22 protein-coding genes are annotated in these 25,659 nt (G+C 43.4%); 14 read left to right on the top strand and 8 right to left on the bottom strand.

Going from position 1 to position 25,659, the window contains the following annotated elements:
- Positions 1-15: 15 nt before the first annotated feature.
- The 3 genes from mqo (at position 16) to CO230_RS12180 (ending at position 2,187) form a co-directional block, all read left to right on the top strand.
- Entirely contained in the window at positions 16-1,521 is a 1,506-nt protein-coding gene (gene mqo, locus CO230_RS04270) for a malate dehydrogenase (quinone) (protein WP_122027460.1), read from the top strand.
- Between the two features lie 5 nt (positions 1,522-1,526).
- Positions 1,527-1,916 (top strand): hypothetical protein, encoded by a 390-nt coding sequence (locus CO230_RS04265; RefSeq protein ID WP_122027459.1) that lies wholly within the window; start codon positions 1,527-1,529, stop codon positions 1,914-1,916.
- A 109-nt stretch (positions 1,917-2,025) separates the two neighbouring features.
- Positions 2,026-2,187 carry a hypothetical protein gene (locus tag CO230_RS12180; protein ID WP_162989977.1) on the top strand — a complete coding sequence of 54 codons (162 nt, stop codon included), beginning with the start codon at positions 2,026-2,028 and terminating at the stop codon, positions 2,185-2,187.
- Here the strand turns inward: CO230_RS12180 and mtaB are convergent.
- Positions 2,177-3,523, bottom strand: coding sequence for a tRNA (N(6)-L-threonylcarbamoyladenosine(37)-C(2))-methylthiotransferase MtaB (gene mtaB / locus CO230_RS04260; protein ID WP_122027458.1), 1,347 nt, complete (start codon positions 3,521-3,523; stop codon positions 2,177-2,179). The two genes, CO230_RS12180 and mtaB, sit on opposite strands and share 11 nt — an antisense overlap.
- 254 nt (positions 3,524-3,777) lie before the next feature.
- On the opposite strand from mtaB, the gene glgP reads away from it, so the two are divergent.
- The 3 genes from glgP to CO230_RS04245 all read left to right on the top strand — a co-directional run bounded on the left by glgP (position 3,778) and on the right by CO230_RS04245 (position 7,405).
- A complete protein-coding gene (gene glgP / locus CO230_RS04255; protein ID WP_122027457.1) occupies positions 3,778-5,433 on the top strand; it encodes an alpha-glucan family phosphorylase in 1,656 nt (551 codons plus the stop codon).
- A 109-nt stretch (positions 5,434-5,542) separates the two neighbouring features.
- Positions 5,543-6,655: a peptide chain release factor 2 gene (gene prfB / locus CO230_RS04250; RefSeq protein WP_122027456.1), complete on the top strand. Its 1,113-nt coding sequence runs from the start codon at positions 5,543-5,545 to the stop codon at positions 6,653-6,655.
- A gap of 63 nt (positions 6,656-6,718) precedes the next feature.
- Positions 6,719-7,405 carry a DedA family protein gene (locus tag CO230_RS04245; RefSeq protein WP_122027455.1) on the top strand — a complete coding sequence of 229 codons (687 nt, stop codon included), beginning with the start codon at positions 6,719-6,721 and terminating at the stop codon, positions 7,403-7,405.
- A gap of 145 nt (positions 7,406-7,550) precedes the next feature.
- Here the strand turns inward: CO230_RS04245 and dnaJ are convergent, their stop codons facing one another.
- On the bottom strand, positions 7,551-8,672 hold the full coding sequence (gene dnaJ / locus CO230_RS04240; RefSeq protein ID WP_122027454.1) for a molecular chaperone DnaJ: 1,122 nt from the start codon (positions 8,670-8,672) through the stop codon (positions 7,551-7,553).
- Between the two features lie 48 nt (positions 8,673-8,720).
- Positions 8,721-9,260: a nucleotide exchange factor GrpE gene (locus CO230_RS04235; RefSeq protein WP_122027453.1), complete on the bottom strand. Its 540-nt coding sequence runs from the start codon at positions 9,258-9,260 to the stop codon at positions 8,721-8,723.
- Positions 9,261-9,467: 207 nt separating this feature from the next.
- Between CO230_RS04235 and CO230_RS04230 the strand changes: the two genes are divergently transcribed.
- Together CO230_RS04230 and CO230_RS04225 are read left to right on the top strand one after the other, a co-directional pair.
- Entirely contained in the window at positions 9,468-11,558 is a 2,091-nt protein-coding gene (locus tag CO230_RS04230; protein WP_122027452.1) for a TonB-dependent receptor plug domain-containing protein, read from the top strand.
- A 6-nt stretch (positions 11,559-11,564) separates the two neighbouring features.
- Positions 11,565-12,050: a thioredoxin family protein gene (locus CO230_RS04225; RefSeq protein ID WP_122027451.1), complete on the top strand. Its 486-nt coding sequence runs from the start codon at positions 11,565-11,567 to the stop codon at positions 12,048-12,050.
- Here the strand turns inward: CO230_RS04225 and CO230_RS04220 are convergent.
- From CO230_RS04220 to proS, 3 genes are all read right to left on the bottom strand, one after another.
- Complete coding sequence (locus CO230_RS04220) at positions 12,047-13,387, bottom strand: Nramp family divalent metal transporter (protein WP_122027450.1); 1,341 nt, start codon at positions 13,385-13,387, stop codon at positions 12,047-12,049. The two genes, CO230_RS04225 and CO230_RS04220, sit on opposite strands and share 4 nt — an antisense overlap.
- 96 nt (positions 13,388-13,483) lie before the next feature.
- Positions 13,484-14,782 carry an OmpA family protein gene (locus CO230_RS04215; protein ID WP_122027449.1) on the bottom strand — a complete coding sequence of 433 codons (1,299 nt, stop codon included), beginning with the start codon at positions 14,780-14,782 and terminating at the stop codon, positions 13,484-13,486.
- A gap of 104 nt (positions 14,783-14,886) precedes the next feature.
- Positions 14,887-16,362, bottom strand: coding sequence for a proline--tRNA ligase (proS, locus tag CO230_RS04210; protein WP_122027448.1), 1,476 nt, complete (start codon positions 16,360-16,362; stop codon positions 14,887-14,889).
- A 141-nt stretch (positions 16,363-16,503) separates the two neighbouring features.
- Between proS and CO230_RS04205 the strand changes: the two genes are divergently transcribed.
- Positions 16,504-17,430: a prolyl-tRNA synthetase gene (locus CO230_RS04205; protein WP_122027447.1), complete on the top strand. Its 927-nt coding sequence runs from the start codon at positions 16,504-16,506 to the stop codon at positions 17,428-17,430.
- A gap of 28 nt (positions 17,431-17,458) precedes the next feature.
- Positions 17,459-18,859: an OmpP1/FadL family transporter gene (locus CO230_RS04200; RefSeq protein WP_122027446.1), complete on the top strand. Its 1,401-nt coding sequence runs from the start codon at positions 17,459-17,461 to the stop codon at positions 18,857-18,859.
- 56 nt (positions 18,860-18,915) lie between these two features.
- Here CO230_RS04200 and CO230_RS04195 read toward each other — a convergent pair whose 3' ends face one another.
- Complete coding sequence (locus CO230_RS04195) at positions 18,916-19,617, bottom strand: ZIP family metal transporter (protein ID WP_122027445.1); 702 nt, start codon at positions 19,615-19,617, stop codon at positions 18,916-18,918.
- A 20-nt stretch (positions 19,618-19,637) separates the two neighbouring features.
- Complete coding sequence (locus CO230_RS04190) at positions 19,638-20,381, bottom strand: class I SAM-dependent methyltransferase (RefSeq protein WP_122027444.1); 744 nt, start codon at positions 20,379-20,381, stop codon at positions 19,638-19,640.
- A gap of 125 nt (positions 20,382-20,506) precedes the next feature.
- Between CO230_RS04190 and CO230_RS04185 the strand changes: the two genes are divergently transcribed.
- The 4 genes from CO230_RS04185 to CO230_RS04170 all read left to right on the top strand — a co-directional run bounded on the left by CO230_RS04185 (position 20,507) and on the right by CO230_RS04170 (position 25,641).
- Entirely contained in the window at positions 20,507-21,673 is a 1,167-nt protein-coding gene (locus tag CO230_RS04185; RefSeq protein ID WP_122027443.1) for a class I SAM-dependent RNA methyltransferase, read from the top strand.
- A 131-nt stretch (positions 21,674-21,804) separates the two neighbouring features.
- Positions 21,805-22,806, top strand: coding sequence for a glycosyltransferase (locus tag CO230_RS04180; protein ID WP_122027442.1), 1,002 nt, complete (start codon positions 21,805-21,807; stop codon positions 22,804-22,806).
- Between the two features lie 140 nt (positions 22,807-22,946).
- Positions 22,947-23,774 (top strand): 50S ribosomal protein L11 methyltransferase, encoded by an 828-nt coding sequence (gene prmA / locus CO230_RS04175; protein WP_122027441.1) that lies wholly within the window; start codon positions 22,947-22,949, stop codon positions 23,772-23,774.
- A gap of 520 nt (positions 23,775-24,294) precedes the next feature.
- Positions 24,295-25,641, top strand: a complete 1,347-nt coding sequence (locus CO230_RS04170) for an IS5 family transposase (protein WP_122027440.1) — start codon at positions 24,295-24,297, stop codon at positions 25,639-25,641.
- The last annotated feature ends 18 nt before the right edge of the window (positions 25,642-25,659 follow it).

Below are 25,659 nucleotides of genomic sequence, written 5' to 3'. Positions count from 1 at the left end.
GCAAATACTTTCACCATGCACGGACTCAAAACTACACATACGCCAAAACCCTCTTACGATGTTGTACTGATTGGGGGCGGAATCATGAGTGCTACACTGGCCACTCTTCTACATGAACTGCAGCCCGATCTGGAAATAGCCATCTTCGAACGGCTTGGGAGGTTTGCACAAGAAAGTTCGGCCGCGTGGAACAATGCCGGTACAGGCCACTCCGCTTTCTGTGAACTGAATTATACCGTGCCTGGCGCTGACGGCAGCATTAATATCTCGAAAGCAGAGAAAATTGCCGAACAGTTCGAAGTTTCCAAACAATTTTGGGCCTATTTACTTAAAAAGGACCACATCTCAAATCCAAAAGAATTCATCCATTCATGTCCTCATATGAGTCTGGTTTTCGGTGAATATGACACAACTTTCCTGCAAAAAAGACATGCAGAGATGATAAAATCGCCACTTTTTAAAGGAATGGAATTCACCACCGACCATCAAAAACTGAAAGAATGGATCCCACTCATCATGAGTAAGCGAAAGGAAAATGAAAAATTGGCCGCCACCAAAATGGACTTGGGGACCGATGTAAACTTCGGTACGCTTACCCGTAAAATGGCCAGATTCCTTTCCGAAGATTCTAAAGTAGAGGTCTTCCTCTATCATGAAGCCAAAGATTTGGACCTTAGAAGCGATGGCCGATGGGAAATGAAAATCAAGGACCGCCTGCACCAGCACAGCCAGCGTGTGGTAACCGATTTTGTGTTCATCGGCGCTGGTGGCTACGCGTTACCCTTGCTCGAAAGTTCCGACATCCCTGAAAGCGAAGGTTACGGCGGTTTTCCGGTATCCGGTGAATGGCTTGTCACCCACAACGAAAAATTGGTGGCACAACACCACGCCAAAGTATATACACAGGCACCGTTGAATGCGCCCCCGATGAGTGTACCACATCTTGATCTGCGCATCATTGATGGTAAAAAGGCACTGCTGTTCGGGCCGTTTGCGAGTTTTTCGACCAAATTTTTAAAAGAAGGCAGCTATCTCGACCTCCCGGAAAGCATCAATTTCAAGAATATCCGGTCGTTGTTTGGCGCTTGGTGGCACAACTTACCCCTTACGCAATACCTGTTGCGACAGGTAGCCATGACGAAAACCCAACGTATGCAGCACCTTCGGGAGTTCATAAAAGATGCTGACGAAAAAGACTGGGAAATAAAAATAGCCGGTCAACGTGTACAGATTATTAAAAAAGATGAAAAGCAGGGCGGTAAACTCGAATTCGGGACAGAAGTGGTGGTGAATAAAAAAGGTACCATCGCGTCTCTACTCGGCGCCTCGCCGGGTGCGTCCACCGCGGCCTACGCGATGTTGGAAGTGCTGGAAAAATGCTTCCCCGACAAAGTAAATAACGAATGGCATGGCAAACTCCTCGAAATCTTCCCTTCCTATGGTCAAAACTTAGCCAACAACCCTCAACTTACCGAAGAAATACGCGCATATACCAAAGAAATCCTCGAGCTTGATTATTAACACGCATGACGACTATTACGAAGCCAGAAATTGCTACTGAAATCCTGGAGGATATTAAGACAAGCATTGACAATGAAAAACAGGTAATCGTACACTGCTGCTTCTCGGCTACCGCCTTCGGAGATTTCCTCATCCGCATTTGGCCAAGCACCTTCTTAATTGATGCAACTACAGGCCACCGCAGCGCACTGATTCACCATGAAAACATTTCACTTTTTCCTTATTGGTCGGTAGTCCCACCGATGAAAGATTATTGGTTCACGCTGATATTTGCCGGTTTACCGAAAGACTGCACCTCATTTGACCTCAAAGAAATCATTCCACAGGAAGGCGGCTTCGAAATCGAGGGTATCAAACGTAATAAGACTGATGTGTACAAAGTGAAATTGAGCTAAAACCAAGGCATACTTTATTTAAGTTCAATTTATTCTGAATTCCGTTACAGTGGCTTTTGAGATGGCATAAAAATAGCTTTCCCAAAAAATAACTATTCAGAAATAAACAATGGAAAATTCGAACAGAAACAAACCGGGAAAATTCATGGTAGCTGCCATCGTAACACTTATCGTGGTCATCATCTCATACCTCATCGTTATACAACTGTTCCCCAATTGGTTTATGACGATGCCAACCGGCGATGCAAAACCAATTGATGCTAGACCTTAGCCAAAAATCCCTCGAAAGCCGGCACTACCGACACGTTTCCGTCAGGCTGAATTTGCTCAAGTGTAAGGAATTCTACCTGATTTACGGATGAGGCGTTGTACGGCTGCTGTACACGTACATAATTTTCGGTGAAGCCGTACATCAGGCCATCCTTGTTTTCGTGTTCCCAAAGCACCGGAAGTGTTTTACCTAATTGTGTGGCATAATATGCCATCTTCTTTTTCTCGGAGAGGATCCTCAGCATTTTGTTACGCTTTTTTCGCTCAGCTAACGGCACTGCACCTTCCATTTGGGCGGCTTCAGTATTTTCCCGCTCCGAATACGTAAATACATGCAAATAACTGATGGGGAGCTCGCTGAGGAAATGATAGGTCTCCAAGAATTTTTCTTCGGTCTCACCCGGAAATCCTACAATTACATCTACACCAATGCAGGCATCAGGCAACACATCAAGGATCTTTGTGATTCGGTTGCGATACAACGCCGTAAGATAGCGGCGCTTCATTTTTTTCAACAGATCATCAGAGCCACTTTGTAATGGAATATGAAAGTGCGGTACAAACCGTTTGCTTTTAGCGACCAGTTCGATGCTTTCATCCTTAAGCAGATTAGGTTCTATGGAAGAAATACGGATTCGTTCAATACCTTCTACCGCATCCAGTTCAGTAATTAGGTCGAGGAAGGTATGGGCATGCTTTTTATTTCCGAATTCCCCTTTGCCGTAATCCCCAATATTAACACCGGTAAGTACGATTTCTTTAATGCCTTTGGCGGCGATTTGGCGTGCGTTGTGCACTACATTCTCAATGGTATCAGAACGTGAGATCCCGCGGGCAAGCGGTATGGTGCAATAGGTACATTTATAATCACAACCATCCTGCACTTTCAGGAAAGCACGGGTACGGTCACCGATGGAATAGCTTCCGATGAAAAAATCGGCTTCGTCAATCTCGCAGGAATGTATTTGTCCGTGGCCGTTTTTCTGCAAGTCGTCAAGGAAACTCAGGATATTAAACTTTTCTTTGGCTCCCAAAACCAAATCCACCCCCTCAATGGCAGATATTTCCTGTGGTTTCAGTTGCGCGTAGCAGCCCAGCACCACAACCAAACCTTCAGGATTGGCTTTCATGGCGCGTCTTACGTGTATTTTACATTCACGGTCGGCATTTTCGGTGACTGAGCAGGTATTGATGACGTACACATCCGCCGCTTCATCGAAATTCACCTTTTCGTAGCCCGCACCGGTAAGTTGGCGGGCAATGGTAGAGGTTTCGGCGAAGTTCAATTTACAGCCAAGGGTATGAAATGCAGCAGTTTTGCGAGATAGATTTTCCATAATTACAGACTGCAAATTTAAAGATTATTTTATATAGCCTCATCAAGTTTTACTTTCAGGAAAAATGATGGAATCTTTCGACGAAATCTCTGTCACCATCTCGGATAATTAATGTTTGGTAAAATCTCAGGAGACTGAACCATTTCAGGCCTATAAAATATGATTAATGTTACAAAAGCAAGAAAACCGGCCCGAATAATTCTCCACCACCCTATAAATATCTACCTTTGCCAATTAAATTTTAAAGCAAGATTATGGAATTTGAGAACTTTAAAATGCCTTTCAGCATTAACCCCGAATATTCAAAAAAAGTAGCCTATTTCTCAATGGAGTTTGCCATTGACCAGGCCCTTAAAATTTACTCCGGCGGACTTGGTTTCCTGGCCGGCTCTCACATGAGGAGCGCTTATAACCTGAAGCAGGATCTGGTAGGCATCGGTATCTTGTGGAAATTCGGTTATTACGACCAGGCACGTAACCACGACCAGACATTGCAGCCTACGTGGACGAAAAAAATGTATTCTTTTCTTGAAGATACGGGTATAAAATTTCAGATCGAGATTCACTCGGCACCAGTTTGGGTGAAAGTATGGTATCTGGATCCCGAGACTTTCCATACAGCGCCAATGTTCTTCCTTTCAACTGATGTACCAGAGAACGACCATGTATCAAAAACCATTTGCCACCGCCTTTACGACGCGAATGAATCTACAAAGATCGCACAATATATCTTGCTTGGGAAAGGAGGCGCCAAACTGCTTGATGTAATGAATTTTGAACGCGATGTATATCACCTAAACGAAGCACACGGCCTGCCTGCCGCCTTCTATTTACTCAAAAAATTTGGTGGTGACCTTGAGAAAGTGCGCGAAAAACTGGTGTTTACCACGCATACACCCGAAGAAGCAGGTAATGAAAAGCATGATATTTATCTTTGCCATAACATGTCTTATTTCTCTGGCCTACCGATGGAGGAAGTTCGGCAGCTTGAAGGAGAACATGATGAAACCTTCAACCACTCACTATGCGCTTTGAAGATGGCCAGAATCGCCAACGGAGTCTCACAACTTCACGGTGAAGTTTCACGAAAAATGTGGAGCAAATACCCTGGTATATGCGAAATTAAAGCCATTACCAACGCACAGGAATTCAAATATTGGGCAGATAAGCCTTTGTATGACGCTAAGGACGAAAACGACCCTACGCTCTTCGACTTCCGAAAAAAACATTTAAAGAAAAGAACCTTCCGCATCGTAGCAGACCAAACCGGAAAACTCTTCGATCCTAATATTTTCACCATCGTGTGGGCACGCCGTTTCGCAGGTTACAAACGGGCCGATTTACTTCTGCATGATAAAGAAAGATTCGAGAAATTGCTTAACAACCCGAAATACCCCGTACAGATCATCTGGGCAGGAAAACCTTACCCGATGGATTATGCAGCCATTTCGACTTTCAACTCGTTGGTAGAATCCTCTAAAAACTACAAAAACATGGCCGTGCTCACAGGTTATGAACTGGCGTTGAGCAAGTCGCTAAAACAAGGCTCAGACCTTTGGCTTAACAACCCACGTGTACCGCGTGAAGCCTCCGGGACCTCTGGTATGACTGCGGCGATGAATGGCTCGGTAAACCTTTCTACTGATGACGGCTGGATCCCCGAATTTGCAGAAAACGGCGTAAACGGATTTGTAGTGCCACAAGCTGATTATGAAAACATGAGCGTTTTCGACCAGGATAACTTCGACCTCGAAAACCTTTATCAGGTCTTGGAAAACGAAATCCTGCCGACTTACTACGACAGCCCGGACAAGTGGAGAAAGATACAGCATACCGCGATGGAGCAGGTGAAAAGTAAATTCAACAGCGACCGTATGGCTGATGAATATTACAAAATCATCTATGCATAATACCAACTTATGACTAAACAGTATCCGGGAGTTACGACTTCCGGATTTTTTTATTTTATTTCTAATTTCCAGGTGAAGCCCATAAAATCCAAATCATTATTTTTGTGGCATGATAAACAATGATCAGTTAAAAGAAACCCAGTCCCGCATAGAGGATCTTTATAAATACCTGCAGATCGACCGTAAAAAAATCGAGATTGCAAATGATGAGGAAAAAACAGTCTCGCCAGAATTCTGGGACAACCCAAAAGAGGCCGAAGCCTTCATGAAACAGCTACGCTCAAAAAAGAAATGGGTGAATGATTATGAAGAAATCTATAACCGTTTCGAGGACATCCAGGTACTGATAGATTTCGCTAAGGAAGATCCGGATTCTGAAAAAGAACTCCATGAAGCATTCCCTGTACTTCAGGAAAAGATTGAAGACCTCGAATTCCGGAATATGCTCTCCAACGAAGGAGACGAACTTTCGGCTGTGCTACAGATCACGGCCGGTGCTGGCGGTACTGAAAGTTGTGACTGGGCCGGCATGTTGATGAGAATGTACACCATGTGGGCCGAGAAACAGGGTTATAAACTTCGCGAACTCAACTTTCAAGAAGGTGATGTGGCGGGTGTAAAGACGGTAACTTTAGAAATTGATGGTGAGTTTGCATTCGGCTATCTGCGTGGCGAGAATGGCGTACACCGTTTGGTAAGGATCTCCCCGTTCGACTCGAACGCAAAAAGACACACCAGTTTTGTGTCGGTTTACGTATATCCTTTGGTAGATGACACCATTGAAATCAACATCAATCCTGCGGACATTTCCTTTGAAACCATGCGCTCCAGCGGCGCTGGTGGGCAGAATGTAAATAAAGTGGAAACAGCCGTCCGCCTACGCCACGCCCCTACCGGCATCATCATTGAAAACTCTGAAAGCCGTTCACAACTACAGAATAAGGAAAAGGCGATGCAGTTGCTGCGCTCGCGACTCTACGAAATGGAACTTGAGGAACGCATGAAGGCCCGAAACGAAATCGAAGCCAATAAAATGAAGATTGAATGGGGAAGCCAAATACGTAACTATGTGATGCATCCTTATAAACTTGTGAAAGACGTACGCTCTGGCTATGAAACCTCGGATGTTGATGGGGTGATGAACGGCAACCTTACCCCTTTTCTTAAAGCCTTCTTAATGGCAGACGGCCAAGCGGCGGAAAGCGAAGATTTCACGCTTTAAATTTAGGAAACTTTAACAATTCTGCAATCCTGAAAAAAAACTGCTTTTATTACCTTTGCCAATATGGGACATTTTGAAAGCTGGAAGGATTTGTTGAATCCCGAATTTTATATACAAATGGGCGGTTTTTGGCTCATTTTGTTTATTGTATTTGCAGAAACAGGACTATTTATCGGGTTCTTTTTACCTGGCGACAGCCTGCTGTTTGTATCTGGAATTTATGCGGTTGAAATAATTGAAGAAGCCATTGGCTCTACCGGAAGTGATTTCTGGGATACCACAATTTTGGCTACAGGCGTTGCCATTGCAGCTGTAATCGGTAACGAAATCGGGTATTGGTTCGGTCTGAAAACCGGTCCTGCACTATATAAAAAAGAAGACACCTTCCTCTTCAAGAAGAAATACCTGTTTCAGGCACATGATTTCTTCGAGCAGCATGGCGCCCTTGCGGTAATCATGGCGCGTTTTCTGCCTGTTGTCCGTACTTTCACCCCAATCGTTGCCGGGATTGTAAAGATGAATAAAACCAGGTTCCTTATTGATAATATAATCGGTGCCTTTCTATGGTCATTCTCGCTGATATTTGCCGGGCATTATCTTGATAAATTCTTCATTGATCAGTTCGGCATCGACCTCAAGTCGCACCTTGAGCTCATCATTCTCATCATAGTGCTGATTACTACCGTACCTTTGGTTACAAAATTTTTCTTCCGTAAGAAAGAAGACCAACTCCCAAATGCGGGTGAATAAATTTAAAAATAAAACCCGCCTCGCAAGATTTGCGAGGCGGATTTTATTTAATACAGAAAGAACAGGGAGCGTTGTTACTTAGAACATTAACGACGCTGGCAAGCCAAAAAAAAGATTCCGTCTCTATCGAGGCGGAATCTTTTGTTTAATTGAATAAATCACGGACTTTATCAAAGAATGTTTTTTCTTTACCGGATGGTTCCGCTATCATTTCTCCGCTTTTCATTTGGGTTTCAAAAAATGCTCTTTGCTCAGCCGAAAGATGTTGTGGTGTCCAAACATTTACATGCACAAACATATCACCTTTTCCATAACTGTCGATACTGGGGAGGCCTTTTCCGCTTAGTCTTAGGATTTTTCCCGATTGTGTGCCGGGTTCTATCTTAATTTTCACTTTACCGCCTACGGTTGGGATTTCTTTCTGCGTTCCCAGGGCTGCTTCTGCGAAGGAAATATAAAGTTCCTGATGAAGATTGTCGCCTTCGCGTTTAATCTTACCATCGGTTTCTTCTTCAACTACCACCAGCAGGTCGCCAGGGTTACCACCGAAAGGTGCATCGTTACCCTTACCACGAACGTTGAGCTGTATGCCTTCGCGGGCACCAGCCGGGATATTGATGGTAACTTCTTCATCTTCCTTCACGAGACCTTGGGCATTGGCGCCAGCCGGGATCTTGTCGGCAATCTTTCCTAATCCCTGACAGGTGCCGCAGGTCGTTTGCGTCTGCATCTGGCCAAACATGGTGTTCATTACTTTCATCTGAACGCCTGACCCGTTACAGGTACTGCAGGTTTTAGAGGTTGCGCCCGGTGCCATCTTCATCTTTTTCACTTTGATGGTTTTCTGGGTACCGTTCACCATTTCTTCAAGGTTCAGTTTAATCCTTACCCGAAGATTGCTGCCGCGTACCTGCTGACGTTGTGCGCTGCCACCAAATCCGCCACCACCAAACTGGCCGCCAAATATATCGCCGAACTGAGAGAAGATATCCTCCATATTCATTCCACCACCGAAACCGCCGCCGCCAAAGCCGCCACCACCGTTCATGCCGGCATGGCCATACTGGTCGTAGCGTGCTTTTTTGTTTTCATCACTCAAGACTTCGTAGGCTTCCGCAGCTTCCTTAAATTTTTCTTCTGCAGTTTTATCACCTGGATTTTTATCTGGGTGATATTTTAAAGCCATTTTACGATAGGCTTTTTTTATTTCGTCTGCTGAAGCATTTTTAGAAACTTCCAGAACTTCGTAATAATCTCTCTTTGCCATTTTATTTGTTTGATTAAAATGCTAAAACAATGCTTAGAATTTTAAATTTTAGTTACCGGTTACTACTTTACTGAAACGGATAACGCGGTCGTTCAGCTGATAACCGGTTTCAATCACATCTACAATCTTACCCTTCAGATCATCGGAAGGTGCCGGGATCTGTGTAATGGCTTCATGGAAGTCCACGTTAAAGTCATCTCCTGCTTTCACATTGATCGGGGTAAGTCCTTTTTCGGTAAGTTTACCTTTGAATTTCTGATAAATGAGTTCTACGCCCTGCAAGTCGCTTTCGTTGCCGTTTTTAGCGATTTCTTTCAATGCACGCTCGAAATCGTCAAGCACGGCTAACATGGAAACCATCATATCCTGATTAGCGTACTGGAAGAAATCCATCTTCTCTTTCGCTGTACGTTTTTTATAGTTTTCAAACTCTGCAAACAGACGGATATAACGGTCTTTCTCCTCTGCCAAAAGTTCTTCATAATTAGGCTGAGATGTCACATTTTCGGTATTTTCAGCATCATTATTCTGGGGATTTTCATTCTTCAGATCCAGATTTTCTTCGTGTATCTCTTTGTTATCGGACATAATTAATCATTTTAGTATTCGATTATTCACAAAGATATTGCCAAATAAAAATTATGGACAATTCGGCAGACGCTACATTTTAAATAATCTTTTTCCATAGTAATGTGTTGCGATGCATAAATGAATTTATTTTAAATTAGAATCTGCTATAGTATTTGTTAGATTAGACTAACAATTATATCTTTGCTTTAATTATAAATAAATCCTATGAAAGTTTATCTACTAATACCCTTATTTGTATGTTCAATTTATTTTGCACAAGAGAATATTGAACCTATCCAGCCAACAGTTCAACCGGATACCATACAGACTGAGAATAAATCCTCAGCAATTGATGAAGTGGTGATTTCAGGAACGATGAAAAGCGTAAAGCGGCTTGACAGTCCGGTCCCGGTAGATATTTATACATCGGCTTTTTTCAGGAAAAACCCTACACCCAATGTGTTTGACGCGTTACAGAACATCAATGGGGTACGTCCGCAACTCAATTGCAACATTTGCAATACGGGTGACATCCACATCAATGGCCTAGAAGGTCCTTACACAATGGTACTGATCGACGGGATGCCTATCGTAAGTTCACTCGGGACGGTTTATGGTCTCTCGGGAATCCCGAATTCTTTAGTGGAAAGAATTGAGGTTGTGAAAGGTCCGGCATCATCGCTATACGGAAGCGAGGCTGTAGGTGGCTTAATTAATATCATTACAAAAAAACCTCAGCAGGCACCATTGTTTTCCGCGGACCTGATGTCAACGACGTGGGCAGAATTCAATGCTGATTTCGGACTAAAGTTTAAAGCCGGCGCAAACGCTGATGTTTTAACAGGTGTTAATTATTTTAATTTTCAAAATATAGAGGATCATAACAATGATAATTTTACCGACGCCACATTGCAAAACCGGATTTCCGTTTTTCAGAAGTGGAATTTTAAGCGTAACGAAAATCGTTTGCTCAGTCTGGCAGCGCGGTACCTTTATGAAGACCGCTGGGGTGGCGATGTACGCTGGAACAAATCGTATCGGGGTGGGTATGAAATCTATGGTGAAAGCATCTATACGAGCCGTGCAGAATTACTCGGGACCTACCAGTTACCTGTCAAGGAACAGCTGTTGCTGGGATTTTCATTTATCAACCATGACCAGGACAGTCGCTACGGAACCACTTCTTACATCGCCAACCAGAAAATAGCATTCGGTCAACTGACGTGGGATAAGAAAGTTGGGCGGCATGATTTGCTGGCGGGCGCGGCATTACGTTACACCTATTACGATGACAATACGGTCGCTACCTTAAGCGAAGGCACCAACGAACCAGAAAAAACTTGGCTCCCCGGGATCTTCGTACAAGATGAGATTTCCCTGGCAGAACGCCACAAACTGCTTCTTGGAGGTCGTTTCGATTATAATAATACCCATGGGTCAATCTTGACACCGCGATTAGCGTATAAATGGACTTTAGGCGAGGAGAGCGTCCTACGTGTAAATGCCGGCACCGGATTTCGTGTGGTGAATCTGTTTACCGAAGATCATGCCGCACTTACGGGCGCAAGAAAAACAGTAATTCTGTCTGACCTTAAACCTGAAAAATCCTATAACATCAATGTAAATTACGCAGTAAAACTTTATAGTGACCTTGGCAACATTATCAACATGGATGCAACGGCGTTTTATACTTATTTCACTAACCGTATCGTACCCGATTATGAAACTGATGCTACCAAAATCATTTATGATAATCTTGAAGGCCATGCCGTTAGCAGAGGGATCAGTATGAACACCGACATCAACCTTCGCAACGGCCTGAAGTTCATGCTGGGCGCAACCGCGATGGAAAATACCATCACCGAAAATGGTTTGTCGGAGCAACAGATGCTTACTGAAAAATTCACAGCTACCTGGGCTGTTTCTTACAGAATAAAGCCGTGGAAACTCACCATCGACTATACCGGAAATCTGTACAGCCCAATGCGCTTGCCCTTGTTGAGCGATTTGGATCCCAGAAAGCCTATGTCGCCATGGTGGAGCATACAGAACCTACAATTCACTTATGATGGATTGCGGGATTTTGAAGTGTATGGAGGCGTTAAAAACCTACTTAACTGGACGCCTACTAAAGGAAATCCGTTTCTGATCGCAAGAACTTCCGATCCCTTCGACCAGAATGTAGTATTCGATCAGCACGGCAACGCGGTGCCGACTCCGGAAAATCCTTATGGGCTTACTTTCGATCCGTCGTACATGTATGCACCGAACCAGGGGATCCGTGGCTTTTTGGGTATAAGATTTAAACTTAATTAAACGGCAATGAGGACAACCCCGCGATGGTTTTTATTAGCATTCTTCATAGTTCCGCTATGGCACGCTGCACAGTTAAAGGAACTTTCGGTTAATGAACTTGAGACCGTACAGAAACACAATCCCCGCAATACCGTACTGTTTATCCACACCAGTTGGTGCCAGTACTGTAAAGCCATGATGAAAACTACATTCAGAAATAAAGAAGTGGTGAAGTTGCTTAATGAACATTTCCACTTCATCCCTTTCAATGCAGAAGAAAGAAAGGATGTAGTTTTTAGAGGAAAAACTTACCGATTTCAGCCAAGTGGCCGTAACACCGGAGTTCATGAGCTCGCGCAATCATTTCTCGAAGATAAGACTCCCGCATCCTATCCTCACCTTTTCATACTAAACCCCGCTCATGAAATCATTAAAGAATCAAACGGATTTATCAGCATCGCGGAAATGCTTAGAATCTTAACTGAAGTCACTGAATTGAACAATACACCTTAGAGAGGTGCATGGCCAAAGAAAGTTTCGTACAGTAAGTAAAGATTTAATACAATAATGATCACCGCGACAATCCAAACAAGAATTTGTAACCAACGTTTGTTCACGAATTCGCCCATCTTTAATTTGGATCCTGTAAACATTACCAGCGGCACTACGGCAAAACTCAGTTGCATCGATAGGATCACCTGACTGAGAACCAACAAGTCCGTAGTGCCCTTTTCACCATAAATAATGGTAACGACCAATGCAGGTATTACCGCGATTAACCGGGTAATAAGCCGACGAAGCCACGGTTTCAGACGGATGTTCAGGAAGCCTTCCATAACGATCTGTCCGGCCAATGTCCCGGTAAGCGTAGAGTTTTGCCCTGAAGCCAGTAGAGCTACCGCGAACAACACACTTGCCATCGTTGTTCCCAGTATAGGCGCAAGCATTTCGTGCGCATCATGGATGTCAGCTACATCCGTATTCCCGGAGGTATGGAATGTGGCGGCCGCTACGATAAGGATGGAAGCGTTGATGAAAAACGCCAGAAATAATGAAACCGTACTGTCAATGGTCGCAAACTTAATCGCTTCCTTTTTTCCTTCAGTGGTACGTTCATAATTCCTGGTCTGTATGATGCTGCTGTGCAGATATAGGTTGTGCGGCATCACCGTAGCGCCTAAAATACCAATCGCGATATACAGCATGGAAGGATTGGTAACGATCTCCTTTTGCGGAACCAAACCCGAAAGAATCGGAAAGACATCTGGTTTACTGAGGATGATTTCGTAAATGAAACATCCCAGAATTACAAATATTAGTCCCCCAACGATGCTTTCAATATATCTGAAACCTTTTGCCTGAAGGAAAAGTATTAAAAAGACATCAACGACTGTTATAACAATCCCCCAGGTCAGAGGGATACCAAAAAGTAAATTCAGCGCGATGGCAGCACCGATGACCTCCGCGAGATCGCAGGCGGCGATGGCAATTTCACATAACACCCATAGAATAAAATTGGTCACCGGATCAAAATGATCACGGCACGCCTGTGCCAGATCACGCTCTGCTACGATGCCAAGTTTCAGCGATAGATGCTGCAGTACGATAGCGAAAAGGTTAGAAATAAGAATCACCGAAAGCAAGGTGTAGCCGAACTGCGCGCCACCGGCAATATCGGTAGCCCAGTTACCAGGATCCATATAACCAACCGCCACCATAAGACCCGGACCCGCAAAAGCAAACAGCTTTCGCCAAAAACCTGCGTCTTTAGGGATATTTATACTAGAAAATACTTCCGGTAGCGAATCTGCGCGGCGTTCATAACGCCAACCTTTATTAATATTACTCAAAATGTTAGATTAGACTAACAAAATTAAACATATTTATAATAAGTCAAAAATAAATAGGATAAAAATACACCCGATACATGAGGTATCGGGTAAAGTTTATTTTGTAAATCTGATGGCTGTTTTACGGTCGATTTCACGGTCAGCATCAGAAGCGTTTTCATCCACTTTGGCAAACTCTTCACCATAACCTTCAGCCGAGATCACCTGGGCAGAGCCTAAGGCTGCTTTTACCGCTTGGGCACGTTGCTGGGATAAGGTTTTATTGCTTGCATCATCACCTTTTTTATCTGTGTAGGCGCCAATTTTAATTTTAGCATCAGGATAGGCTGCTAAAATAGATTTGATATTGTTTAACTGTATCTGGGATTCAGGGGTTAGTTTTGTAGAATTAAATTCAAAATTAAGGTTGTCGAAATTGAACCACTTATCCTTTAAATCAGCTTCAGTAGCATTTTTGTAGTCATCAGAATTCAGGAAGGCAACTACCTGATCTTCAATCCCGCCACGATATGCATCAAGCGTCTGTCCATCGGGCAAGTTGACTACGGTTGCTTCTCTGTCCAAAGTGGTATTCGCCATTGTGTCGGTAGAAGCAGCCATCGCCGTACTGTCGTTTTCATAGGCCGTAGAATCTGTCATCGTAGTCGTATCATTTGCCGGTTTATCGCATTGCTTCCATAAGAACCAAGCCGCCAGAGCCAACAAGATTAAAGGCAATAACCACTTCCACACCGATCCTGTGTCTTTATGAGGATCATTACGGTCAACATGTACATGCGTATTTCCGGCACGTGTGACTTCCGCATGTCCATCGTTTGAGGTAGGCGTTGTAGCGGATGCAGTGCTGGAAGTTTTATCGTTTTCAGGATATTCGTTACCATTAGCGATGTTGCCTACTCCCATTGACGCCAGAGAAAAACCGGCAGGAAGCAGTGAGGTCACCATAGCCTTTTGATCTTTAAGCAATGTGCTCACCGCCGAGTCATCCATATTCTGGTCAGCGGCGTATTTACCGATGGACCCGATTGCTGCGCCTGTCACCATGTATAGCAAAGAATTTGCTGAGGTGTTACTCACACCCGAATATTCGGAAACCGCATTTACGAGGCCAGGCACTCGGTCGCCAAAAATAGCGGACAAGATTGTAGCCACCATTGAGTTTCCTGTGGCAGCGCCAATAAGATTGCCTAACAATCCACTGGTGGGCGCATTAGTGATCGCATTCAGCACGCCGGGCTTGTCGGTATGGTCTGCAAGCCCGCTTACCACAGCGGGTAATAACACGCTGATGGCTTTGGAAACTGCAGGTTCGGTTTCATTTAATTGATTGGCACTTTGCGATACCAAGGCCGGACCCAATTGCCCCTTAATAAGATCGATAACATTTAAAGACATAATAGTTTAGTTTAAAATTTAACATTTATCGCTGATGCAAATTTTAATCCAAACCTTAGGGGCTGAGGTCGAAGGCTGTTTACTGGGGTGCTATGGCTCCGGAATCAATAAGACTTCGCAAAAATCACCCGCTGCGTGGATGGTTTACCGGTAATCATGGAAACGCCGCTTTCCTGTGGGTTATTTAAAGGAATACAGCGGATCGTAGCTTTGGTTTCATTCTTAATCTGTTCCTCTTCTTCGGCGGTACCGTCCCAATGGGCTGAAATAAAGCCGCCTTTTTCTTCAAGCACTTTCTTGAACTCGTCGTAGGAATCTACCTTTGTAATATGGCTGTCGCGGTACGCCAGGGCTTTGGCATATATATCATGTTGTATGGTCGCCAGCAGTTCTTCGATGTAGTTTTCGAGACCTTCCAGGGGTTGGGTTTCTTTGGTAAGATTGTCGCGGCGTGCAATTTCAACGGTGTTATTTTCAAGGTCGCGGGCGCCCATTGCGATACGCACAGGTACGCCTTTCAGTTCATACTCTGCGAACTTCCATCCCGGTTTATTTTCGGTGCGGTTATCGTATTTTACAGAGATTCCTTTTGCTTTAAGTTTCTTTTGGATTTCGTAAGCGACTTCATCAATCTGTCTCAGTTGTTCCTCTCCTTTGAATATCGGGACAATCACTACCTGAATTGGGGCTAAGGTAGGTGGAAGTACCAGTCCGAAATCATCGGAATGTGTCATAATCAGGGCTCCCATCAGTCTTGTTGATGTTCCCCAAGATGTTCCCCAGGCGTGTTCTATCTTACCTTCACGGTTGGTGAATTTCACATCAAAGGCTTTCCCGAAATTCTGACCTAAAAAGTGAGATGTACCGGCCTGCAAGGCTTTCCCGTCTTGCATCAGGGCTTCAATACAATAGGTTTCATCGGCACCGGCAAATCTTTCGCTTTCGGTTTTTATACCGCGAATCACTGGGATGGCCATGAATTTTTCTGAAAAATCAGCATATACCTCAAGCATTTTTTCTGTTTCCTCTAGCGCTTCCTCTCGTGTGGCATGCGCGGTATGGCCTTCTTGCCAAAGGAATTCGGCGGTACGAAGGAATAATCTTGTACGCATTTCCCAGCGTACGACATTGGCCCACTGGTTAATAAGGATGGGCAGGTCGCGGTAAGACTGAATCCAGTTCTTATAGGTATTCCAGATAATGGCTTCAGAAGTTGGGCGAACGATCAGTTCCTCTTCAAGCTTAGCTTCCGGATCTACGATTAATTTCTTGGAATCATTAGGATCTGTTTTGAGGCGGTAATGGGTTACTACCGCACATTCTTTGGCAAAACCTTCGGCATTTTTCTCTTCGGCTTCAAATAGGCTTTTGGGAATGAAGATCGGGAAATAGGCGTTCTCATGGCCGGTTTCTTTAAAACGCTTATCCATTTCATCACGCATTTTTTCCCAGATGGCATAACCATAGGGCTTTATTACCATGCAACCCCGGACACCGGAATTTTCTGCCAAATCGGCCTTCACTACCAATTCGTTATACCATTTACTGTAATCTTCAGCACGGGAAGTTAGTTTTGCCATATTTTATCTATCTTTGATTTAACTTTTGCACTTACGCTTTATCTAATATTTATAAGGATTTACGGCCAAAACCCCCATTTTGCATGGTACAGTTTTGGTATAAAATGCAAATATAAATCAAATTAAAACTTTTTACCTATCATGGAAAAAATTACTTATAAAAATATGCTTCGGCTGCTGAAATCAAAAGCAGTATTGATGCTGGCCGGAGGTCTGGTGTTAACTTCCTGTACGATACAGACAGGTGGTTATACGGAGACTGATGGGGTATATTACGACCCCAACAGGGATACTTTACCTGAGGGAACAATGATGCGTACCGGTAATCAAGTAGGTGATTATTATGATTATCAGAACAATGACAATCAAAACGTTTATCTGAATGCTGAAAACCGTAACGAACGTTGGAGAGACGCGCAGAATTCTGACTGGGGAACCTATCAAGGAACCGACACTTATTACACCGACAACTGGGGCTCCCCATTCGGATATTATGGCGGTTTTGGTATCGGAATGAGTTTCGGCTGGGGTTCACCATGGGGTTGGGGCGGATATTACAGCCCATGGGGATTTGGATATAACCGTTGGTACAGTTTCTACAGCCCGTACTATGGATACTATAGCCCTTATTATGGCTATAACCCTTACTACAGCTACTATGGATATCCTTATTACGGACATGGCTATAACACCTATAGCGGAGGTTTCACCTACAAAAGAAGTGGCAGTGACGGCGCTTTCCGTAACTATGACAGAACGGCAAACACCACTACCCGCAACGCCAACTCTTCACAAGGATTCAGAAATGAGCAGCGTGTAACACCGAACAATTCAAGTTTCAGAAATCAGAGTAATTCATCCCCAAGATTCAGAAACACGCAACCAAGCAATACGACTCCAAGGCAAGCGACACCACGACAGTCAACGCCTAATTACAGTGAGCCAAGATTCCGCAGCAATACCTATGATGGCGGTAGCTTCCGTTCCGGTGGCAGCAATGGTGGCAGTTTTAACAGTGGATCCTCCTCATCAGGCTCTACAAGATCCTCCGGAGGTTTCAGAAGATAACAATTAACTTAAGTCTTACATTTAAAAAATGATTAAAAAAACCATATTTATCCTGAGCATTTCCGCAAGTTATTTTGTGTACGCTCAGGATATCTCTACGCTGAAAAATACAGCAGAAGTATACTCAAATTCCGCAACGAACGGTTCTTCTAAATATAATGCGATGGCAGGCGCCATGGGTGCCTTAGGCGGTGATTATTCCGTTCTTAACAGTAACCCAGCAGGTATTGCAGTAAGTATTACCAATGATTTTGCCGGGACGTTGAATATCGAATCTCAAAAGAACACCTCTTCGTTCGGCGGTCAGTCGCTGGATTATAAAATCAATGACACCGATCTCGGAAACGTAGGTGGTATTGCTGTATTCCCTTTGAACTCCTCTTCAAAGTGGAAGTTTGTAAACATCGGGCTTAGCTTCTCTAACCAGTCTATTGAAGATTATACAGAAACGCCGGGCAACAGCAACATTGGTTTTCAGTTCAATGATGAGAATGGCAACCTCCTGGAGGATTTATCCTTTGCCGGACACGCCTACAACCGTTACGGCAACCTGTCCAAAACCAGTGTAGGTGTCGGTGGTAATTACGATAACCGAATCTATATCGGTGCAGGTCTGAACTTCCATAATTCACAGTTAGACCAGTATGATTCCGCTGCGTTTACGAATACTTCAAATGCCTCTTCGGTGTTTGACAAACAGTACACCCCTTTTTCAGAAGCAGGCTCTGGCTTTTCAGCTTCAGTAGGTGTAATTGGGAAAATAAACCCTAACTTCAGACTTGGCGCCGCTCTTGAAACCCCTACATGGTGGACGATTGACCGAATCTACAGCGAGTACGACAACCCAACAGACGGTACTTATACTGAAGACCGTAAATTGGCCTCACCAATGAAAGCCACCATCAGTGCGGCTTATGTTGCGAATAAGAATTTCGCGGTAAACGTAGATTATTCACTTGGGCTTACCAAACCTAAGTACAAAGTATATGGTGACGCAGAGACGGAACTGAATAACTTCTTCGATGCCAATTCCGCAAACCTTTCTGAGGTGAAAATAGGTGCTGAATACCGTATTAACGCATTCAGGCTGCGTGGCGGATATGGTTTCGCAACAAGCCCGTATGATGCCGTTTCACTTAACAGTTTTGCCGCAAACGGAACTGCGGCGAACTCTTCTTTTGATAACTTTATCGTAGGGAAAAGAAATACGCTTGGCGCAGGTATCGGATATGATTTCCGGGCGTTTTATATAGACGCTGCTTATCAGCATATCAGTTCAGAATTCAACAACCCATTCCTGCAAGGCTCCGATGCCAGCAATACCGGTTATTTCTCTAATGCTTATGTAGTAAATTCTGACGCCGCCGGAGTATCGGAAGTGCAAAAGAAACGCAATAACTTCTCAGTGACTTTAGGCTGGAAGTTTTAACCGATAAATTATTTATATATAGAAAGCTTTGGAAAATCCCAAAGCTTTTTATTTTTCTAATGACTGTGAAACAGATGTCCGAACATCCCTAAGCCCACACCCAACGCGACCATGAGTATTTTTTGCCAATCAATATTATGGTTTTTATTACTTTCAAAAATAATGACCGACGAGATATGAAGGAAAATACCACCCACCAAAGCCAAAAAATAAACCTGTAGATTGGGATCGAAATAATTCCCCAACAAAAGCCCTAAAGGTGAAGCGACTGCAAAAATACTGATCACCAACCATGATGAAGTTGAGAACGCAGTTTTTTTATGAATCAAGAAAGCGCCCAACACAAAAGAAATCGGCAGGTTATGGAACAAAATCCCCATCAGATAAGGGCTGAACACATCGGTTTCATTAGCCAGCGGAATACCCTCGAGGAAAGCGTGTACAAACATCCCCAGCATCAGCGCCAACGGCAGAATGTTCTTTTCCTCATGATGATGGTGAAAATGCCCATGCTCAAAGCCTTTCGTCAAGTTTTCAAGAAGCATCTGCAACAGCACACCGCCAATTACAAACATCCCGATATTGGCACCACCTTGCGCATATACCTCAGGAAAAACCTCATTAAGACATACTGTGATTAAAAAACCGGCGCTTAGAATCAACAGATTTTTTGCCATCTTCTGTTGTGAACCGAAGAACTTCCCAAGGAAAACACCCGACAAAACACTGAAAATCAATAAAATAATAATAAGCAACACAAGGAAAACGTTTTAAAAGGTTATTTTAAGATTTTTCGGAATACATTAATGCAGCGCGGCGACTTTTCCGCATCAAAATCCTGAAGGGTATAATCACCGTACGTCTTCACACTCTCAAAACCACAGGCTGCAGCGTAGTTTTTAATGGTTTCCAGCGGGTGAAGTTTCACCTTTTCGAAATAATGATGAGCTATACCTTTATCGGTAAACCGGATATCCTTGATCACAAACTGATTTTCGATTTTCTTTGTGATATGAAAGTCTATGTCCTGCTTGGTAATGGTTTCTTCGGGTACCAAAGTATTTTTAACCCACTTTTCATTAAGGAAATCAAGCACGAACAAACCGCCCGGCACCAAAGTTCCCTCTACCGATCTAAAAATCTTCCGGTCTTCCTCTTCCGAATCGAAATAGCCGAAACTGGTAAACAGATTGAGAACCGCATCAGCCTTCTTGGCACTTACTTCAGGATAAATCGGGTGGCGCATATCATGCACCTTAAATGTAAGCGTAGTATTTTCAAACACTTTATTCTGCCGGATGCTCTCTTCAGAAAGATCCAGCCCGAGAACTTTGAACCCGAGTTTATTCAAGTAAACCGAATGTCTGCCTTTACCACACGCGAGGTCAATGATCGTAGCGCCTGCATGCAACTGAAGGTCATCAATAAGGAGCGAAATAAACTGCTCTGCCTCTTCAAAGTTTCTGTCTTTATAAAGAATATGATAATAAGGGGTATTAAACCAAGTTTCAAACCATGCCATTCTGCAAAAATAACTATTTTTGCATTCCCGGACCATCAAATCCCGAGATTTCACCTTTCTGCAAAGCTTCAACTAAAGCATAAGCAGCGAACAATCAACGCATAACGGCCCGTAAAAAATATTACATGGATCAGGAAAACATCAAAATACAGATTAAGACTTTTTTTGGTCTTGAAAACGTTTTAGCGGAAGAAATAAAAAAACTTGGCGGCCGCGATATAGAAATTAAAAACCGTGCGGTAAACTGTGAAGGAGACTTAGGTTTTTTGTATAAAATAAATTATTCTGCCCGTACGGCACTTAAGATCATGGTGCCGGTACTCACGTTCAAGGCGTGGGATGAGAGCCGCTTTTACGACAAACTCTTCGCTTTCCCGTGGGACCAGTATATGGATGTAGACCAAAGTTTCGCGATTGATACCACGGTATATTCCGAAAGATTCAGGCATTCGCAATTCATGGCGCAGAAGATGAAAGATGCCATCGTGGATTACTTCAAATTTCATCACCGCAAAAGACCGAACGTTGATACTCGCGATCCTGAGATAAAATTCCACCTACATATCGACCGCGAATTGGTCACGATTTCTTTGGATGCGGCGGGCGACCCTTTATTTAAAAGAGGCTACCGCAAAGACCAGGGCGAAGCACCGATCAATGAAGTGCTGGCCAGCGGTATGTTGCAACTGGCCGGTTGGGATGGCAAAGGCAATTTCCTGGACCCGATGTGTGGATCGGGAACTTTGCTCATTGAAGCTGCCATGATCGCGATGGATTTGCCCGCGCAGATTTTCCGCAAAAAATTCGCCTTCCAGAACTGGAAGAATTATGATGATGAACTCTTCAAGAAAATAAAAGAAGTCCGCATCAACAGAATTAAAGAATTCACCGGTAAGATTGTCGGCTACGACCTAGATTCGCAAATGCTGAACGCGGCCCACCTCAACATTGAAGCGGCTGAAATGGAAGACGTCATCGAAGTGAAAATGCAAAACTTCTTCGACTCGAAAAAAGAACACTTCCCGTTACTGATGGTATTTAATCCGCCTTATGACGAACGGATTTCCATTAACGAAGATGATTTTTACCGTAAGATTGGCGATACCTTCAAGAAAAGTTACCCAAATACCTTGGCTTGGTTCATCTCCTCAGACCTTGACGCGGCTAAAAAAGTCGGCCTGAGACCTTCTCGAAAGATAAAACTCTTCAATGGAAAGCTTGAATGCCGCTTCCTGCAGTTTGAAATGTATGAAGGCACGAAAAAGGTGCATAAGCTGGAAAATAATCAATAATTAATAATTTACCAGTATATCAATGTAACAGTGTACCAATTCTCAACGGCGAAACCTCCATTGTTTAATTGGTAGATTGATAAACTGTTACATTTTCAAATCAACACATTTTCAAATTTTCAAATCAAACCTTGACTTCCCTTTCCCTCATCATTGCCATTTACAACCGGAAAGACGAACTTTTCGAGCTTCTTAATTCTTTATCACACCAAACCGATAAGGATTTTGAAGTCATTATTATTGATGATGGTTCGCTGGTCAACCTCAGGCCAACGACTGAGCTTTTTACGGAAAGTTTAGACATTCAGTTTTTCCGTAAAGATAATTCGGGGCCTGGTTTATCCAGAAATTACGGTGCCCGCCGCGCCAACAATGAATGGCTGGTCTTTGTAGATTCTGACGTGATCGTTGAGACTAATTATATAGAAAACATTAAGAAAAACCTCACCCTGATCCCTTGTGATGCCTTCGGTGGCGCGGATAAGGCGCACAAAGGTTTCAATCTGATGCAGAAGGCGATCTCCTACTCCATGACGTCGGTGTTTACCACAGGCGGCATCCGGGGAAATAAAAAATCGGTGTCTAGATTTCAGCCGCGAAGTTTCAATATGGGCGTAAAAAAAACAGTGTTTGAGCAGGTCGGTGGTTTCTCGGAGATGCGCATTGGCGAAGATCCCGATCTTTCGATGACCTTATGGGAAAACGGTTTCACTACGGCTTTCTTCAGCGATATTGGTGTGTATCATAAACGACGCACAGATTTCGGCAAGTTCTCGAAACAGGTCTATCAGTTTGGTTGCGCGCGCCCGATCCTCAACCAGCGTCACCCGAAATATGTAAAGCTTTCGTTTGCGTTCCCCACTGTCTTCATGCTGGGGTATGTATTGGGGTTTGTAGAATATTTTGTTTTACAGAAGGGTGTTATCCTAGGTTTCTATGGCTTTTATACCATTTTGGTCTTCTTCCATGCGTTGTATAAAACGCGCAACATCAGCATTGCTTCTTTCGCCGTCATCTCCACTTATATACAGATGTTTTCGTACGGCTATGGCTTCCTGAAATCGTGGGTCCTGCTCAACATCTTCCGGCAGCAGCCCGAGGAGGCATTTCCGTCACATTTTCATAGAGAATGATCTGGGCGACATTTTTCCGCCTTCCACTCCCGCTTTTTCCTGGGGCGGCGGCTACGCCGCCCCAGGAAAAGAGCTCCGTTCAAGTCGGGTCGCAACACCGGCAAGACTGAAAATTTCGTTATTTTTACAAAAATTTTAGCATGAATAATTACCTCGAATTCAACTTCAAAATACAGCCCTTACAACCCTGGAACGAAATATTGATGGCCGAACTTATAGAAATCGGTTTCGATAGTTTCACTGAAGAATATGACGGCATATTGGCCTACGTTCAGAAAGAACTTTTTAATGAAGACCACCTGCAGCAGCTGCATCTACTCAACACACCCGAGGTCAGTATTTCCTATACTTACACCGAAATGCCCAACATCAACTGGAATGAGGAGTGGGAAAAAAACTTCGAGCCAATCAACGTGGAGAACCAAGTTTCGATCCGCGCCGAATTTCACCCGAATCAAAACCTGCCGCATGAGATCATCATCCAGCCCAAAATGTCTTTCGGAACTGGTCATCACGCCACCACTTATCTGATGATCCAGCAAATGCTCGATATGGATTTCGATGGGAAAACGGTGCTTGATATGGGTTGTGGCACCTCCGTACTCGCCATTTTCGCCAAACAGAAAGGTGCCGGAAAGACTGTGGCCATCGATATTGACGAATGGTCGGTAGAAAATTCAAAAGAAAACGCGGCGCGGAATAACGTGGAACTCGAAATCTCGCAGGGAACCGCTGAGAATCTGGGCGGCGAAAATTTTGACATCATTCTAGCCAACATTAACCGGAATATCCTGATCTCAGACATCCCGACTTATGTTTCTGTACTGAACGAGGGCGGTAGTCTGTTGCTTTCGGGGCTTTGTTTTTTCGATGTAGCAGATATTCTGGAAGTCTGTGCACAGCAAAAGCTTACGCTGAAGCGGCAACTGCAGAAAGAAGAATGGGTTTCGCTGTGGCTGGAGAAATAAATTCGACTAAGATTTTTATAAACGCATCAGGCAGCCTTCCTCGTAGCAAATCAAACGAAAATTTAATGTAACTATATTAAAACTCCAATATTTTATTGGAGTTTTATTGGACTTACATTGGAGGTATATTGGAGATAGGTAGAAGATGACCTGGCGGGACCGCTCCTTGACCCTGCCCTAAAATAACATTACCGATCGGTATCTACATCCTAATAGGTATACAAATATGACTGCTACTCCTGAAGGAACTCTGTGATAAGAGTGCGGTTGCAGGTATGGCGCATGTCATACTAATTTATTCTTAATTCCCGTCTGTCCATAATTTTCATACTTCTCAACGTGCAAATACAATTCTTCTGTATTGCTATTTTGAGACAAGACAGCTTTTCATTACCGGAATATTGGTAAATAGTCTCTCCTTAAACCACCTATAATTTACTGATTATTAGTATTTTGGGTTTAAAATAGCTTGTTTTTTATTGCAAGAATTTGTATCTTAGAGCTTTAAAACCTTGCAAATATGTTGGGGAAAAATCCAGAAAAGAAGCCAGAATTATTCCGCCCAATGTTGGTGGATTTTATTGACCACGAGCATGAACTTGTTCTACTTTCAGAAAAAATAGATTGGAATTATTTTGAGAAAGAATTTTCGCCCTTGTATTCCAAAGTGGGCAATCCGAGCCATCCGATTCGGTTTATGGTGGGTTGTTTGCTACTGAAACATTTGTATAATTTGGGCGATGAGACGTTGGAAAAAGCCTGGATCATGAATCCTTATATGCAGTATTTTTGTGGCAGGGTTTTCTTTGAACACGAATTTCCTTGTGACCCGAGTAATTTTGTTCATTTCCGAAAAAGAATTGGCGAAAAAGGTATCGAAAAAATCTTTGCCTACAGCGTAAGAATGCACGATGCCAAGACGAACACCTCAAATTTTGTTTTGTCCGATACTACCGTTCAGGAGAATAATACCTCTTTTCCTACCGATGCAAAATTGTGCAAAAAAGTGATTGATTATTGCAACAAAATAGCCGGAAATGAAGGCATAAAACAAAGACAACGCTACACAAAAGTCAGCAAACAAATGGTGCGCAACACCTACAACGGAAAACATCCCAAGCGGGCAAAAGCGGCAAGGAAATCTCAAAGACAGCTCAAAACCATCGCCATGAGGCTGATTCGTGAATTGCAACGGAATTTTAATGCAGAACAGCAAGAATTTTATAAAGATTTAATGACATTGTACACCAAGGTTGTCACACAAAAAAGAAACGATGCCGATAAAATTTACAGCATTCACAAGCCTTTTACCCGATGTATTGCCAAAGGAAAAGCGCATAGCCAGTATGAATTTGGGAATAAGGTAGGTTTGATAACCACCGCCAACAAAGGCAAGAAAATCATTCTCGGGATTAAAGCATTTTTGCAAACTCCTTACGATGGTCACACCATAGAACCACTTTTGGAACAGATGGAAACCGGTGGTCAAAAGCTCCCAAAAGAACTCCTTTACGATAGAGGTGGCAGAGGAAAATCAGAAATAAAGGGCGTGAAAATCTCCATCCCAAGCACTCCAAGAAAAAAAGACACTGCTTATCAAAAGCAAACAAAGCGCAAAAAATTTAGAACCAGAGCGGCAATAGAACCTATCATCGGACATTTAAAAACCGATTTTAGGCTGGCAAAAAATTACTTCCTGGGAGAAACGGGACCACAAATCAATGCATTACTAGCTGCAACCGCTTGGAACATGAAGAAAATGATGGAACTACTGAAACAGAAAATTATTTTCTTATTTTATAAGATACAAATTATGCTGTTTTCTAATCCTGTTTTTAAAAATAAATTAAATAGTGGGTTTTGTTAAGGAACGACTAAATAGTTT

The organism is Chryseobacterium sp. 6424, assembly GCF_003692615.1.
Classification (GTDB): Bacteria; Bacteroidota; Bacteroidia; order Flavobacteriales; family Weeksellaceae; genus Kaistella.
This window is presented reverse-complemented; position numbering and strand designations above follow the sequence as displayed.